The sequence below is a fragment of the Streptomyces sp. NPDC045678 genome, from assembly GCF_056432085.1.
In genome coordinates, this window is sequence record NZ_JBWKJS010000002.1 from 438,559 (window position 1) to 453,783 (window position 15,225).

At 70.2% G+C, this 15,225-nt stretch carries 10 protein-coding genes; 5 read left to right on the forward strand and 5 right to left on the reverse strand.

The features are described from left to right. Positions 1-143 precede the first annotated feature (143 nt). From AC07DO_RS08475 to AC07DO_RS08485, 3 genes are all read right to left on the reverse strand, one after another. Positions 144-845, reverse strand: a complete 702-nt coding sequence (locus tag AC07DO_RS08475) for an antibiotic biosynthesis monooxygenase (RefSeq protein WP_479057881.1) — start codon at positions 843-845, stop codon at positions 144-146. A gap of 135 nt (positions 846-980) precedes the next feature. Continuing rightward, positions 981-1,793 carry an endolytic transglycosylase MltG gene (gene mltG / locus AC07DO_RS08480; protein WP_479057882.1) on the reverse strand — a complete coding sequence of 271 codons (813 nt, stop codon included), beginning with the start codon at positions 1,791-1,793 and terminating at the stop codon, positions 981-983. 43 nt (positions 1,794-1,836) lie between these two features. Beyond that, entirely contained in the window at positions 1,837-3,645 is a 1,809-nt protein-coding gene (locus AC07DO_RS08485; RefSeq protein ID WP_479057883.1) for an ABC transporter ATP-binding protein, read from the reverse strand. A 94-nt stretch (positions 3,646-3,739) separates the two neighbouring features. On the opposite strand from AC07DO_RS08485, the gene AC07DO_RS08490 reads away from it, so the two are divergent. The 3 genes from AC07DO_RS08490 to AC07DO_RS08500 all read left to right on the forward strand — a co-directional run bounded on the left by AC07DO_RS08490 (position 3,740) and on the right by AC07DO_RS08500 (position 8,770). Further along, on the forward strand, positions 3,740-4,183 hold the full coding sequence (locus AC07DO_RS08490; protein ID WP_479057884.1) for a MarR family winged helix-turn-helix transcriptional regulator: 444 nt from the start codon (positions 3,740-3,742) through the stop codon (positions 4,181-4,183). Between the two features lie 45 nt (positions 4,184-4,228). After that, on the forward strand, positions 4,229-7,153 hold the full coding sequence (locus AC07DO_RS08495; protein WP_479057885.1) for an FAD-binding and (Fe-S)-binding domain-containing protein: 2,925 nt from the start codon (positions 4,229-4,231) through the stop codon (positions 7,151-7,153). Between the two features lie 126 nt (positions 7,154-7,279). Then, positions 7,280-8,770 carry a Gfo/Idh/MocA family protein gene (locus AC07DO_RS08500; protein WP_479057886.1) on the forward strand — a complete coding sequence of 497 codons (1,491 nt, stop codon included), beginning with the start codon at positions 7,280-7,282 and terminating at the stop codon, positions 8,768-8,770. Between the two features lie 60 nt (positions 8,771-8,830). On the opposite strand, the gene AC07DO_RS08505 is transcribed toward AC07DO_RS08500, so the two are convergent. Further along, positions 8,831-10,450: a peptide-N4-asparagine amidase gene (locus AC07DO_RS08505; protein ID WP_479057887.1), complete on the reverse strand. Its 1,620-nt coding sequence runs from the start codon at positions 10,448-10,450 to the stop codon at positions 8,831-8,833. An 87-nt stretch (positions 10,451-10,537) separates the two neighbouring features. Continuing rightward, positions 10,538-11,251, reverse strand: coding sequence for a L,D-transpeptidase family protein (locus AC07DO_RS08510; RefSeq protein ID WP_479057888.1), 714 nt, complete (start codon positions 11,249-11,251; stop codon positions 10,538-10,540). Positions 11,252-11,481: 230 nt separating this feature from the next. Between AC07DO_RS08510 and AC07DO_RS08515 the strand changes: the two genes are divergently transcribed. Both AC07DO_RS08515 and AC07DO_RS08520 read left to right on the forward strand, forming a co-directional pair. Continuing rightward, complete coding sequence (locus tag AC07DO_RS08515; protein WP_479057889.1) at positions 11,482-13,398, forward strand: ABC transporter transmembrane domain-containing protein; 1,917 nt, start codon at positions 11,482-11,484, stop codon at positions 13,396-13,398. After that, entirely contained in the window at positions 13,395-15,176 is a 1,782-nt protein-coding gene (locus AC07DO_RS08520; protein WP_479057890.1) for an ABC transporter ATP-binding protein, read from the forward strand. The genes AC07DO_RS08515 and AC07DO_RS08520 overlap by 4 nt, the downstream gene beginning before the upstream one ends. The last annotated feature ends 49 nt before the right edge of the window (positions 15,177-15,225 follow it).

The window sequence follows — 15,225 nt, forward strand, 5'->3', positions numbered from 1 at the left end:
GGGTGAAGCGGTGCTGGGGTGCGCCTGTCCGGTGGAGCGCGCCCGCCAGCCTCTCGCGCCGTTCGACGCGGCACAAGAGGCCGGGCCGGTCCTGCGGGAGAGGTGAGGGGCGGAGTGCTGGAACGGCGTACTGGGGCCGCGACTCAGGGAGCCGCGACGTTCACCAGGCTCTTGTACGGGAGGTAGCGCGGCACGCTGGGCCGGGCCGACGACGGGGTGACGCCCTCCAAGCCCTCGCTCAGCATGCCCAGTTCGACCGTGCCGCCGCTCTCGGTGAAACGCCGCCAGGCGGACATGTCCCGCCACTCGGCGTGATTGAGGACCCTGCGGCCGTCCTTGCTCGTGTGGAAGTGGGCCGCGAGCAGCCCCGGCGGCCGGGTCCGCTCGAGGATCGCGATGACGCCGTCGACGAACGCGCGCTGGCTGTCCGGTCCCTCGGTCTCGAAGAGGGGCGTGACGAGGGCGCCGGGGGCGCTCTCCGCTCCTTCTTCGGGTGCGTAGCTGCGGTAGAGCGAGTAGCGCACCTCGCCCGGGCGTTCGATGCCGAGCACCATCCGCTCGACCCCGCTGATGTCCTCACGGCACCGGGTCGCGCGCGCCCACTCCCGGTGGGAGTCGTCGTCCGTCCACTGGGCGTAGTTGAGGACCTCGCGGCCGTTCTCGCTCAGGAAGGTGGTGAACGAGAGCATGGCGTCCGGACGTTCCTGCTGTTCCCACTCCTCGATCACCAGATCCGCGGCCTGCTTCTGGACCCCTGGGGCCGGCAGGTTCCAGGAGCTGACGAGGATCGTCCCGGCGTCCGCCCGCCGGACGTCGGGAAAGGCACGTGTTATGGATGTGGCCATAGTCGGCTCCTCCTGCACACTGAGCGGTCCGTTCAGAGAGAAAAGCGTTCTACCTGAACCACGGTTGAGGTCAAGACGGAGCGGACGCAATGGCCGATCGAAGCCCCTCACCCATTGCCACTTTTCCCCCTTCCGCTACTTCGCCTTGTTGAACTCCCCTACGTTCTTCTGGTGTTCCTGGAAGTCGGATGTGAAACGCGTGTCTCCAGGTTTCACGGTGACGAAATACAGCCAGTCCCCCGGGGTCGGGTTGATCGCCGCCCGCATCGCTTCCTCTCCCGGGTTGCCGATCGGCGTGGGCGGCAGGCCCATGCGCGCGTAGGTGTTGTACGGGCTGTTGATCTTCGTGTCGCGTTCACTGGTGGCGAGTGTCGAACGGTTGAGCGCGTAGTTGATGGTGGAGTCCATCTGGAGGGGCATGCCTCGGTCGAGACGGTTGTAGATGACCCTGGCGACCTTGCCCATTTCCTCCTTGGAACCGGCTTCCGCCTCGATCATGCTGGCAATGGTGACGCTCTGGTAGACGTTCAGCGCATTCCGGTCCGCGCCTGCCGTGACGTGACCGGCACCGAACTTCTTGTTCGCCGTGTTCACCATGTACGAGAGGACGGATGCCGGGGTCGACTTCGGGCTGATGGGATACGTCGCCGGGAAGAGGTACCCCTCGGGGTTGCCGTCCGCGTCTTTGGGGAGTTTGAGGCCGGCCTTCGGCAGCGCCTTCTTCGTGGTGCCCTCGGGCACATCGAGGGCCTTGTCCACGGCCGCGTACACCTGGCCGGAACGCCACCCCTCGGGGATGGTCAGCGTCTCGGGCCGTTTGTCGTCGTCGGGAAGCAGCAGCGGCACCGCCACGGCGGCGGCCACGGCGGCGGCTCCGGTCGCGATCAGGGCGATCCGGCCCCGTCGCGTCAGTCGAATCGTTCCGCGTCTCGGAGTCTTGGTCTGCATGCGGGCACGGTAACCCGCAAATGGTCATATTCCTGGCATATCTTCATGTCGCGGGCTCCAGTTGGGCGTCTCTGCGCACAAGGGCGGCGTAACGGCCGTCGCGCTCCAGGAGTTCCTCGTGCGTGCCGCGCTCCGCGGCCCGGCCGGCGTCCAGAACCACGATCTGGTCGGCGCCGCGGACGGTGGAGAGCCGGTGGGCGATGGTGAGGGTGGTCCGGCCCGCCGACAGAGCGTCGATGGCTTCCTGCACGGCCCGCTCGGTGCGGGTGTCGAGGGCGCTGGTCGCTTCGTCGAGTATGAGAACCGGCGGGTCGCGCAGGATGGTGCGGGCGATGGCAAGGCGCTGCTTCTCGCCGCCGGAGAACCGGTGGCCGCGCTCGCCGACGACCGTGTCGTACCCCTCGGGGAGGGAGGCGATGTGGTCGTGGATCTGGGCGGCACGGGCGGCGGTGAAGAGCTCCTCGTCGGTGGCGTCGGGCTTGGCGAAGCGGAGGTTGTCCGCGACCGAGGCGTGGAAGAGGTACGTCTCCTGGGAGACCACGCCGACGGCGCGCGCGAGGGTGTCGAAGTCGAGGTCGCGCACGTCGATGCCGTCGAGGGTGACGCGTCCGCCCGTGACGTCGTAGAGGCGGGGGACGAGATGGCTCAGCGTCGACTTGCCGGAACCGGTCGGTCCGACCACGGCGAGGCTGCCGCCCGCGGGTATGGCGATGTCGATGTCCTGGAGCGTGGGGTCCGCCTTCTCGTCGTAGCGGAACTCGACGTCTTCGAAGCGGACCTCACCCTTGATCCTTTCGAGATGCACCGGCCGCTCGGGCTCGGTGATGTCCACGGGCAGGTCGAGGTACTCGAAGATGCGTTGGAAGAGCGCGAGCGAGGTCTGGATCTGCACGCCGGTCGAGAGCAGGCTCACGGTCGGCCGGAAGAGGCCCTGCTGGAGCGAGACGAAGGCGACGAGCGTGCCGATGGAGACGGTCGGGCCGCCCATCTGGAAGGCGATGCCCGCGGTCCAGTAGATGACGGCGGGCATGGCGGCCATCACGATCGTGATGACGGCCATGCGCCAGCGGCCCGCCATGTTGGACCGGATCTCCAGGTCGACCAGTTGCTCGGACTCGTCGGAGAAGGACTTGGTGAGGGAGTCGGAGCGCCCCATCGTGCGGCCGAGGAGGATGCCGCTCACGGAGAGCGACTCGGTGACGGTCGCGGCCATGACGGCCATCTGCTTCTGGCGCTGCGTGGCGATCTTCTTGCGCTCACGGCCGACGCGGCGGCTGATCCACACGAACACGGGAAGCAGCAGGAGCGAGACGACGGTGAGCCGCCAGTCTAGCGCCAGCATCGCGACGACGGTCGCTATGACACTGGTGAGGTTCGAGACCAGGGACGTGGCGGTGGAGGTGACGGTCGCCTGCATGCCGCCGATGTCGTTGGCGATCCTGGACTGGACCTCGCCCGTACGGGTGCGGGTGAAGAAGGCCAGGGACATGCTCTGCAACCTGCCGTACACCGCGGTGCGCAGGTCGTGCATGACGCGCTGCCCGACGGACGTGCTGATCAGGGTCTGCAGGACACCGAAGACACTCGTGACGACCGCGCTGAGGATCATGCCGAGCGCGAGCAGGCTCAACAGGCCCGTGCGCCCCTGCGGCAGGGCGGTGTCGAGGATCTCCTTCAGCAGGAACGGGGTCGCGACCGAGACGAGCGAGGCGGCGCAGACCAGCAGGCCCACGATCGCGAGGCGGCCTCGGTAGGGACGGAAGAGGCGAAGGATGCGACGCATCTGGCGCGGCTGCGGCTCCTCGCCGGGGGCAGGGGGCTGCGGCGTCCAGGTGGTTTCGTCGTGACGCATGGGCTCCTACGGGATCTCGGACGACAATGACTCAGGGAGCATAGCTCACTGTTACCTATACTCACAATGCACAACGTCCTGATAATGTTCCCGCATGAAGACCCCGGACCCAGACGGCCTGCTCGCCGAACAGTTGCTGCGACTGACCCGCAGGCTGCAGCGGATCCAGAAGCGCCATCTGGTGCCGACCGGCATCACGCCCGCGCAGTCCCGCCTCCTGCGCACCCTCGCGCACTACGAGACCCCGCCGCGCATGGCCGACCTGGCCGAGCGTCTGGAGGTCGTGCCCCGCGCCGTGACCACGCTGGTCGACGCGCTGGAGGCCGCCGATCTCGTGCGCCGCGCGCCCGATCCCACCAACCGCCGGGTGATCCGCATCGAGCTCACCGACGCGGGACTCAAGGCCCTGGGTGAGCTGCGCGGCGCGCGCCGGGCCGCCGCGGAGGACATCCTTGCTCCATTGGACGCCGATCAGCGGGCACAGTTGGGTGTGCTGCTGAACGCGCTGTTCGACGTGCCGGACGTCCGCCGCTGCTGAACGCCCGGCCCGCAGGTACGCCGCCGCAACCGCCGAGGAGAGCTCATGCCACTGCTGGAGCCCGAGTCCGACGCCCTGCGCCCCGGTGCCGCGTCGCGCGCGGACGGCCCTGCCCACGACCGCGTGCCGGACCGGCGCAGCGGAGGCACCCCGGAGCCGCTCCGCTCGGACCTGATCGCGCTGCTCGGTGCGGACAAGGTCCTGACGAAGGTGTCGGACCTGGTGCGGTACGCCTCGGACGCCAGCCCCTACCGCTTCGTGCCGCAGGTCGTGGTCGTCCCCGAGGACATCGACGACGTGTCGGCCGTCCTGTCGTACGCGCACGGCAAGGGCCGCGAAGTCGTCTTCCGCGCGGCCGGTACGTCGCTGAACGGCCAGGCGCAGGGTGAGGACATCCTCGTCGACGTGCGCAAGCACTGGTCGGGCGTGGAGGTGCTCGGCGGGGGCGAGCGGGCGCGCATCGGTCCCGGCACAACGGTCGTGCGGGCCAACGCGACGCTCTCCCGGTTCGGCCGCGTGCTCGGCCCCGACCCCGCGAGCGCGATCGCCTGCACGGTCGGCGGTGTCGTCGCGAACAACGCGTCGGGCATGACCGCGGGCACCACCCGCAACTCCTACCGCACGGTCGCCTCGCTCACCGTCGTCCTCCCCTCCGGGACGGTCGTCGACACGGCCGAACCCGACGCGGACGAGCAGCTGGCGCACGCCGAGCCCGATCTCTGCGCGGGCCTGCTGACGATCAAGCACGAGATCGAGGCCGACCCGGAGCTGGTGGCCCGAATCCGCGAGAAGTACGAGATCAAGAACACCAACGGCTACCGCCTCGACGCGTTCCTCGACGGCACGACGCCCGTCGAGATCCTGCGGGGCCTGATGGTCGGCTCGGAGGGCACCTTCGGCTTCCTCTCCGAGATCGTCTTCGACACACTCCCGCTGGACCGGCACACGAGCACCGCCCTCCTGTTCTTCCCCTCGCTGCCCGCGGCGGCGGCCGCCGTGCCGTTGTTCAACGCCGCCGGCGCGCTTGCCGTCGAGCTGATGGACGGCAACACCTTGCGGGCGTCGGTCAGCGTCCAGGGGGTGCCCGCCGACTGGGCCGAGCTGCCGAAGTCGACGGCCGCGCTCCTGGTCGAGTTCCGCGCCCCGGACGCGGGCGCGCAGGAGGCGTACGAAGCGGCGGCGGCGAAGGCTCTTGAAGGCCTGGAGCTGACGGCGCCCGTGCCGTCGGTGACCAACGCGTTCACACGCGACGCCAAGACGATCGGCGGCTACTGGAAGGCGCGCAAGGCCTTCGTCACCGCTGTCGGCGGCTCCCGGCCCTCGGGCACGACGCTGATCACCGAGGACTTCGCGGTCCCGCCCGGCCGGCTCGCCGAGGCCTGCGAAGCCCTGCTCGACCTCCAGACGCGGCACGGGTTCGACGCCGCCGTCGCGGGCCACGCGGCGCACGGCAACCTCCACTTCCTGCTCGCCTTCGACGCGGCGGTTCCCGCCGATGTCGAGCGCTATGCCGCCTTCATGGACGAGTTCTGCCGTCTGACCGTGGAACGCTTCGACGGCTCCCTCAAGGCGGAACACGCCACGGGCCGCAACATCGCGCCGTTCCTGGAGCTTGAGTGGGGCCCGAAAGCGACCGAGCTGATGTGGCGCACGAAGCAGGTCATCGACCCGGACGGGGTGCTCGCGCCCCGCATCGTCCTGGACCGGGACCCGAAGGCGCATCTGCGCGGCCTGAAGACCATCCCCCGGGTGGAGCCGATCGCCGACCCGTGCATCGAGTGCGGCTTCTGCGAACCGACGTGCCCCAGCGAGGATTTGACCACGACACCGCGCCAGCGCATCGTGCTGCGTCGCGAGATGATGCGCCAGCCCGCGGGGTCCCCCGTGGAGGACGGTCTCGTCGAGGCGTACGGGTACGACGCCGTGGACACCTGCGCGGGCGATTCGACGTGCAGCATCGCCTGCCCGGTGGGCATCGACACGGGCGCTCTGATGAAGGAGTTCCGGCACGCGCGGCACTCACCGCGCGAGGAGAGGGCGGCCGCTGTCGCCGCGAAGAACTTCAAGGCCGTCGAGGCGTCGGCGCGGCTCGCGGTGGCCGCCGCCGACCGGATCAGCGACCGGCTGCTCACCGCGGTGACCCGCGGCGCACGCAAGGCGGTGCGCCCGGACCTCGTCCCCGAGTGGCTGCCGCAGATCCCCGGGGCCGCGGCGCGCAAACTGCCGCGCACCGCGCGCGCGGGAGCCTCCGCCGTCTACTACCCGGCGTGCGTCAACCGCATCTTCGGCAGTCCCGGCGACCGCTCCCTGGCGGAGGCCGTCGTCGCCGTCTCCGCGCGCGCGGGGAAGCCGGTTTGGATTCCGAACGATGTGGCGGGGACGTGCTGCGCGACGATCTGGCACTCCAAGGGGTACGTCGCGGGCAACCGGGTCATGGCCAATCGCATCGTCGAGGCGGCGTGGGGCTGGACGGCGGGCGGCCGCCTGCCGCTGGTCGTCGACGCCTCGTCCTGCACGCTCGGCATCGCCCACGAAGTCGTGCCGTATCTGACCGCGGACAACAGGGAGTTGCACCGGGAGCTCACGGTCGTCGACTCGATCGTCTGGGCCGCCGACGAACTGCTTCCCCGGCTGACGGTGCGCCGCACGGTCGGCTCGGCGGTCCTGCACCCCACCTGCTCCATGCAGCACCTGGGTGACGAGGCGCAGCTCCGTGCCGTCGCCGAGGCGTGCGCGGACGAAGTGGTCGTCCCGGACGACGCGGGGTGCTGTGCCTTCGCGGGCGACCGGGGCATGCTCCACAAGGAGCTCACGGAGTCGGCCACGCGCAAGGAGGCCGCGGAGGTCACGTCCCGCCGCTACGACGCGCATCTCTCCGCGAACCGCATGTGTGAGGTGGGTATGGACCACGCGACGGGCCGCGGCTACTACTCCGTGCTCCTGGAACTGGAGCGTGCGACGCGCCCCTGAGCGGCGGTCCTCTCGATAAATCCAACTCTTCGGCACCTCCTGTCTCTTGCGCCCCGGCCGGACCCCCACCAGGGTGGCTTCCGCCCCAGTGGTAGAGACCAGCCGCCATTCAGCTACGGAGGTCCGATGCACGACGAGAACGTCACACCGAACCCTGAAGGCACCACCCCGGACGACGGCACCGAGAGCAGCAGGTCGGGTGACGGCCACTCCCGTCGCGCGGTGCTCCGCACGGCGGGTCTCGCCGGCGCGGGGCTCGGAGTCGGCGCCTTCGCGGGCGGCACGGCGCACGCCGGCACTCCCGACTCCGCCGCCACCGGAGCGCCGGGGGCCGGCGTCTCGGAGGACGGGGCCGAGGCGCCCGCGCGCAAGGGCAAGACGATGATCGGCGTGCCGTTCCAGCGTCGCTCGACGGTCCGGGTCGGGATCATCGGACTCGGCAACCGCGGCGGCAGCATGATCGATCTGTTCCTCGCGATCCCCGGCGTGCGCGTCGTCGCGCTCTGCGACCCGGTCAAGGAGAAGGCCGCGGCCGCCGCGAAGAAGGTCACGGCCGCGGGTCAGCCCGCCCCCGCGACGTACACCAAGGGCGAGCTCGACTACGAGAACCTGTGCAAGCGCGGGGACATCGACTTCGTGTACGTGGCGACGCCCTGGGACTTCCACTTCGCCATGGCCAAGTCGGCGATGCTGAACGGCAAGCATGTGGGCGTGGAGTGTCCCATCGCCCTGCGCCTCGACGAGCTGTGGGAGCTGGTCGACCTCTCCGAGCGCACCCGCAGACACTGCATGCAGCTGGAGAACTGCTGTTACGGCAGGAACGAGATGCGTGTCCTGCGGATGGCGCACGCGGGCAAGTTCGGCGACCTGCTGCACGGCGCGGGCGCGTACAACCACGACCTTCGCGGCCTGATGTTCGACCCGGACTACTACGAGGGCCCGTGGCGGCGCCTCTGGCACACCCGGCTGCGCGGCGACCTCTACCCCAACCACGGCTTCGGCCCGGTCGCCAACTACATGGACGTCAACCGCGGCGACCGCGCCACGCACATATCCAGCTTCGGCACGCCCTCCCTCGGCCTCGCCCAGTACCGCAAGGAGCACATGCCCGCGGGCGACCCGAGCTGGAAGGAGACGTACATCGAGAGCGACCGCACCATCAGCCTGGTCCAGACGGCGAAGGGCCGGGTGATCCGCCTGGAACACGACGTCAGTACGCCACACCCCTACTCCCGGATCAACAGCCTCGGCGGCACACGAGGCGTCTTCGAGGACTACCCCGAGCGCATCTACATAGAGCCGGACCACACGGACGACGAGTGGGGCGACTTCGCCAAGTACGCCGACTTCGACCACTGGCTGTGGAAGGAGCACTCCAACCCGCCCGGCGGCCACGGCGGCATGGACTACATCATGATCTTCCGTCTGATGCAGACCATGCAGCTCGGCCTCGTCCCGGACTTCGACGTGTACGACGCCGCGACGTGGACGGCCCCCGTGCCGCTCAGCCATCTGTCGATCAAGGCGAAGGGCGCGCCGCAGGCGATCCCCGACTTCACGCGTGGTCTGTGGAAGAAGGAGCGACCGGGAGTGGACTCGGAGAAGCCCAAGGCGTAACGGACCCGGGGCCTGCTGGGGCGGTGGTCGGCGTGTTCGCCGCCCACCGCCCCTTCGCCATCAGCAGCGCCAGTGGTCCTGCGTCAGGATCCCTTGGGCGGTGGCGATCGTCCGGTCGTAGCAGCCCGTGTCGCCGGTCAGGCGGTAGCGCTCGCGGGATGTGCCCACGGCGTGCCGCTGGTCGCGGGGAACGTTCGCGGTGTACGTCGCGTCGCCGTCGTAACGGTCGTCCAGCACGGACCAGCCGGTGCGCCGGCCTCCCGTCCTCGTGACGCTCTCGGCGCGGTCGCCGAGGGAGATTTCGGTGCGCAGGCGGTCACCGGCGCCCAGGGTCGTGGTGCCGTCCATGGTGTACGTCCGGTCGGTGCGCACGGCGCGGCGGCCCGTGGTGACCGTCTCCCGGTCCGTCCACGTGGCCTTGAGCTCGTCCGTCGACTCGCCCTCGGTCCAGCGGTGCAGGGACGTGTTCGCGAGGCTGCGGGTCACGGTCGTCGCGACTCGGCCGTGCGACGTGTTCACGTACCCCGACACGCTGAGCCGGTGGCCGCCTTCGGTGTCCAGCCGGTGCGCCTCGTCGCCCGTACCGGGCGTGTACGTCGACGTGTTGGCGGGGGTGCTCTCCTTGTGGCCGGTCAGCCTGCCCGTGACGCGGTCGCTCTTCTTGTCCTGCCAGACCAGCACGTTGACCGGTGTGCTCCATCCCGTCCGCGCCTCGGGGACGCCGACTACGGAGACCTCCACCTGGTGCGGGCGGCCGTCGTTGAGGACTCCCGCGAACGGGGTCAGGTCGTACTCGATGGGCTTGATGTCGAACGCGCGGGGCCCGGGAATCACGTACCAGAGGAAGGGGTTCGACCAGCCGCCGGTCCAGACGGTCGGGAACGGCGCTGCGATGCCCGCCAGTCGTCCGTCGACCTTGACCTGCACTTCCCGGTAGGGGCCGTGGTCGGCTTTGCACGAGTAGGGCGCGGCGTCGGGCACGGTCAGATACCAGTACTCCTCGCAGCCTCCGCCGGATCCGGTGGCGTACACCTCGGCGACGATGCGTTCGCTGTTGCGCGGGGTGGTGACGGTGGCGGCGTCCGATCTGTCGCTGCTACCCCTGCCGTCACCGAGGGGGATGACACGGTCGGGGGCTTTGGTCTGTCTGGCCGTCTCGTAGAACGTCAGCGTCGCCTTGACGTCGATGATCCCGGTGTACGTGTCGTTGACCACGTTTCCGATGAGCATCTCGACCTGCTGGTCACGGCTCAGCGTCTCGCGGTAGCGGGTGACGTCCTTCTCCACGGACCAGGTGATGCCGTCGACCGACGGCTCCGGAGTCGATGTGCGCAGAACCTCGACCCCGCCTATGCGCAAGTATCCGAGACGGTCGTACTGCCGTCCCTTCACCTTCCCGTCCAGACGCAGCACCACCTTGCCCCAACGGCTCTTGCCGCACTTCGTCGGAGGCGCGTAATCGCCCTTGTACGGGGTGAAGTCCTTGAACTGTGCCTCGGCGAGCGTCACTTCGCAGGACTTGGTGTGCGGTTTCGGTACGGGCGGCGCGGCGGTGACCGGGTCGTGCCAGTCGTCGCCGAACTCCACCGGTGGCGTGCCGGCCGCTGCTGGCCCGGCACCGAGGAGGGTGCTCGCCGCGAGGGCCACTCCGACGAGCATGGACATAACGCGTCTTCTCATGGGGGATTTCTATGGGCAGTTGCCGATCACCGCAATGGTGCCGCCCCACGCGTCACGCCCACCGCTCGAGGCCCTGAGCCCCGAACCTCATGCCTCCAGGTTCGCCCTGTCCCCCATGACCACGACCGGGTGCTGCTTCGGGTCGAGCGTGCGCAGCAGGTACTCCATGGCCGGCTTCGACAGACTCACACAGCCCGATGTGCCGCCGCCGTGGTCCATGTGCAGCCAGATGCTGCCGCCCTTGGCCTGGCCCTGCGGCCGCGTCGGATCGTTCGGCGGCGTGCCTTTGGCGCGGTTGTAGTCGATCGCGATCACGTAGTCGAAATCGTGCCAGTGTGTCTTGGGCCAGTAGTGCGGGGCCTGTATGGACGACGATTTCGTGTACGGGAACTTGGCACCCGGGTCCGTGAGGACGCCGCCCGCGTCGGTGAGCGTGAACACGCCGACCGGGCTGCGCTTGTCGTTCTCGCGGTGGTCGGTCGTCCAGCCCTTCTTGCCGTTGTGCGCAGGCCAGCTGCGGGTCTTCTCCCAGGTGGTGTCCTTGGCCCCCGACTTCGTGTAGAGCACGACGGTCGACTTGGCCGAGTCCTCACCCTCGCCGTAGACCGCTACGACCTGGCGGGACCCCTCGGGAATCCTGGACTGCAACCGGTCGCCCACGTCGGGGATGCGCCGTGAATCGGCGGCCCCGGCCTGGGGACTCTTTCCATGGTCGGCACCGGCGTCGCCCTTCCTCGCACTGTCGTCGCTTCCGCTCGCGCAGGACGTCAGAAGAACACCGCAGGCCGCTGCCGCGACCATCACTCGCACCGTACCGGCTATTCGCATCCGCCCATGGTCGCACCCCGTCCGCGGAACCCCCGTCAAGCCCCGCTGCCCACGCCGCGACCGGGCTGATTCTTTACCTCAGGACGGAAAACCGTTTGCCTCGGGCCACCGCGCGAGGCGAACCTTTCACGGTTTGTAACCGCCGTGCGCCCCCGCTACGCATTCGCCCGGGCGACGGCCGCCGCACCGATTCCTGGGACGTCATGCAGATTCGCGACCTTCCGTATCCCGACCCCGGCGTCCCCGATGCCCGGTCGGGGCCACGCTTCCTGCTGTGGCTGGGCCGCAACCAGCTCGGCGGACAACTCAAGTCCCTCGCCTGGGGCCTGCTGCACTTCGGCTCCATCGCGGGCCTGCCGTACATGGTCGGCGTCGCCGTCGAGGCCGTGCTCGACCGGTCCGGCGGACGGCTCGCCCTCGCGGGCGCGCTGATCGTCGTCCTCGGCATCGCCATCGCGCTGGGCGACACGATGCTGCACCGCACCGCGGTCACCAACTGGATCACCGCCGCGGCCCGCGTACAGCAACTCCTCGCGCGCAAGACCGCCGCGCTCGGCTCCGCGCTCACCCGGCGCGTCGCCGCGGGCGAGGTCGTGGCCGTCTCCACCGGCGACGTCGAGAAGATCGGCTGGTTCGTGGAGGCCCTGTCGCGGTTCGCCGCCGCCGCGCTCACCGTCGTCCTCGTCTGTGTCGGCCTCCTCGTCTACCAGCCCGCCCTCGGCATCATCGTCGCGATCGGCATCCCGGTGCTCGCCCTCGCCGTCCTTCCGCTGCTGCCCCGCGCCACGCGCCGGGCGGACCACCAGCGCGAGAAGGCGGGCCGGGCCACCGAGCTGGCGTCGGACACCGTCGCCGGGCTGCGGGTGCTGCGCGGCATCGGCGGCGAGGAGCTCTTCCTCGACCGGTACCGCGCCGCGTCGCAGGAGGTCCGCACCGCCGCCGTGCGCAGCGCCCGCATGTGGGCGGTCATCTCGGCCATCCAGGTCCTGATGCCCGGGCTGCTGCTGATCGCGGTCGTCTGGCAGGGCGTGCACCTCGCCCGCGAGGGTCGGGTCACGGTCGGTGAGCTCGTCACCGTCTATAGCGCCATCATGATCCTCAACTACCCGCTGCGGCACTTCGAAGAGATCGCCATGGCGTACTCCTTCTCGCGGCCCTCCGCCAAGCGAGCGGCCCGCGTGCTCTCACTCCAGCGGACGACGGAGAGTGCGGGAGTGCGGGACAGGTCTGAGCGCGGGGCCGAGCGCACCGGCGCGCCGGTCGCCGCGAAGCCAGAGCCCCCCGCGGACGACTCCCTCATGCCCGCCGGTGACCTGTACGACCCGGCGACCGGGCTGCTCGCGCCCGCCGGACGGCTCACCGCGGTGGTCTGCGGCGACCCGGACGAGGCAGGCCGTCTCGCCGAACGTCTCGGCGGGCATCCCGCGTTCGACGAGGCCGCGGACCTGCCGTCCGTGCGCCTCGGCGACGTACCGCTCGACGGGCTGCCGCTGGCCACCGCACGCACCGCCGTCCTGGTCCAGGACAAGGACCCCGTCCTCCTCTCCGGATCGCTCCGCGAACTCCTCGACGTACCGGCGTCGGGAGCAGTCAGTCCCGAGGCGGCACTCGAAGCGGCCCAGTGCTCCGACGTCCTGGACGCCCTCGCCCAGGCGTCGACCGACGACGACCCGATGGCCGCCCACCTCACGGAACGCGGCCGCTCCCTTTCCGGAGGCCAGCGCCAACGCCTCGCCCTGGCCCGCTCCCTGGTCACCGACCCCGAGGCGCTGGTCCTCGACGAGCCGACGTCCGCCGTCGACTCGCACACCGAGGCCCGGGTCGCCGACGGCATCCGGCACCTGCGCGAAGGACGCACCACCGTGGTGCTCACGTCGTCGCCGCTGCTCCTCGACCGCGCCGAGCGCGTCGTCTTCCTGGCCGACGGAGAGGTCGCGGCGGTGGGCGCACACCGCGAACTGGTGCACACCGAGCCGCGGTACCGCGCGGTCGTCACCCGGGAGACCGACGCGGAACGCGTCGCCGCGGACGCCCGCACGGACACGGACACGGACACAGATACGGACACAGATACGGACACCGACGTCCTGACGGAATTCGACATCGAGGAGACGGCATGATCGGCCTGGCGCCCCCGGCCTACGACCCGGCGGCCCCCACGACGGCGGAGACCCTGCCCGTCGGCTCGGCCGCGACCGTACGCACCTACGTCACCGAACTGTTCAAGCGCCATCGCACGGCCTTCCTCCTGCTCATCCTGGTGAACACGCTCGCCGTCATCGCCTCGATGGTCGGCCCCTATCTGCTCGGCGACCTGGTCGAGAAGGTCTCGGACGGCGCGCGTGACCTCCACCTGGAGTTCACGATCGGCCTGTTCGTGGTGGCACTGGTCGTGCAGGCCCTCTTCGTGCGGGAGGTGCGGCTGCGCGGCGCGATGCTCGGTGAGCGGATGCTCGCGGATCTGCGCGAGGACTTCCTCGTGCGATCCGTCGGGCTGCCGCCGGGCGTGCTCGAGCGGGCCGGTACCGGAGACCTGCTCTCGCGCATCACCACGGACATCGACCGTCTCGCCAACGCCATGCGCGAAGCGGTGCCACAGCTCGCCATCGGCGTGGTGTGGGTGGTGCTGCTGCTCGGCGGACTCGTCGTGACGGCGCCGCCCCTGGCGCCCGCCGTGCTCGTCGCCGTGCCGCTTCTCGTCGTGGGCTGCCGCTGGTACTTCAAGCGGGCGCCCGCCGCCTACCGCTCCGAGGCCGCCGGTTACGCCGCCGTTGCCGCCGCCCTCACCGAGACCGTCGACGCGGGACGCACCGTCGAGGCGCACCGCCTCGGCCGCTGCCGCATCGAGCTGTCGGAGCGCCGCATCGCGGAGTGGACGGCTTGGGAACGCTACACGCTCTATCTGCGGTCGGTCCTCTTCCCGGTCATCAACTTCACGCACACGACCGTGCTGTGCTCGACCTTGATGATCGGCGGTGTCTTCGTCCTCCAGGGCTGGATCGGAGTGGGGCAGCTGACCACCGGCGTCCTGATCGCCCAGATGCTCGTCGATCCGCTCGGGATCATCCTCCGGTGGTACGACGAGTTGCAGGTCGCCCAGGTGTCGCTGGCCCGGCTCGTCGGTGTGCGTGACATCGAACCGGACGCCGGCGATGCTTCCGTGACCCCGGACGGGCGTGCTGTCCGTGCGGACGACGTGCACTTCGGCTACCGCGCGGGCGTCGACGTGCTCCGCGAGGTCTCTCTCGCCGTCGAGCCCGGCTCGCGTGTCGCCCTGGTCGGCCCCTCGGGCGCGGGCAAGTCGACGCTGGGCAGGCTCCTCGCCGGGATCTACGGTCCGCGCACCGGTCACGTCACCCTCGGTGGCGCCGCGCTGTCGGCGATGCCCGCCGAGCAGGTGCGTGCGCACGTGGCCCTCGTCAACCAGGAACACCACGTCTTCGTGGGGTCCCTGCGCGACAACCTCCTCCTGGCCAGGACCGGGGCCCGGGACGCCGAACTGTGGGCTGCGCTGGGCGCGGTCGACGCGGCCGACTGGGCACGCGGCCTCGACGAGGGCCTCGACACCGAGGTCGGCTCCGGCGGTTTCGCGCTGACGCCCGCACAGGCCCAGCAGATCGCTCTGGCGCGTCTCGTCCTCGCCGATCCGCACACGCTGGTTCTGGACGAGGCGACATCGCTCCTCGATCCGCGCGCGGCACGGCACTTGGAGCGTTCCCTCGCCCGTGTGCTGGACGGCCGCACGGTCGTGGCCATCGCCCACCGGCTGCACACCGCGCACGACGCGGACGTCATCGCGGTGGTCGAGAACGGCCGGATCGCGGAACTGGGCAGCCACGATCAACTGGTGGCGGCGGACGGCGCGTACGCGGCGCTGTGGCGGTCCTGGCACGGATAGGCGCCCTGCCCCAGGGGACCCTGTTTCCGCCGGTCCGGGGGTAGTTAGG

Bases quoted from the DNA above. Each gene is read 5' to 3' on its own strand.
- mltG (WP_479057882.1), bottom strand. From the start codon at position 1,793: ATGCAGACCAAGACTCCGAGACGCGGAACGATTCGACTGACGCGACGG.
- AC07DO_RS08510 (WP_479057888.1), bottom strand. From the start codon at position 11,251: ATGGTCGCGGCAGCGGCCTGCGGTGTTCTTCTGACGTCCTGCGCGAGC.
- AC07DO_RS08490 (WP_479057884.1), top strand. From the start codon at position 3,740: ATGAAGACCCCGGACCCAGACGGCCTGCTCGCCGAACAGTTGCTGCGA.
- AC07DO_RS08495 (WP_479057885.1), top strand. From the start codon at position 4,229: ATGCCACTGCTGGAGCCCGAGTCCGACGCCCTGCGCCCCGGTGCCGCG.
- AC07DO_RS08485 (WP_479057883.1), bottom strand. From the start codon at position 3,645: ATGCGTCACGACGAAACCACCTGGACGCCGCAGCCCCCTGCCCCCGGC.
- AC07DO_RS08505 (WP_479057887.1), bottom strand. From the start codon at position 10,450: ATGAGAAGACGCGTTATGTCCATGCTCGTCGGAGTGGCCCTCGCGGCG.
- AC07DO_RS08520 (WP_479057890.1), top strand. From the start codon at position 13,395: ATGATCGGCCTGGCGCCCCCGGCCTACGACCCGGCGGCCCCCACGACG.
- AC07DO_RS08500 (WP_479057886.1), top strand. From the start codon at position 7,280: ATGCACGACGAGAACGTCACACCGAACCCTGAAGGCACCACCCCGGAC.
- AC07DO_RS08515 (WP_479057889.1), top strand. From the start codon at position 11,482: ATGCAGATTCGCGACCTTCCGTATCCCGACCCCGGCGTCCCCGATGCC.
- AC07DO_RS08475 (WP_479057881.1), bottom strand. From the start codon at position 845: ATGGCCACATCCATAACACGTGCCTTTCCCGACGTCCGGCGGGCGGAC.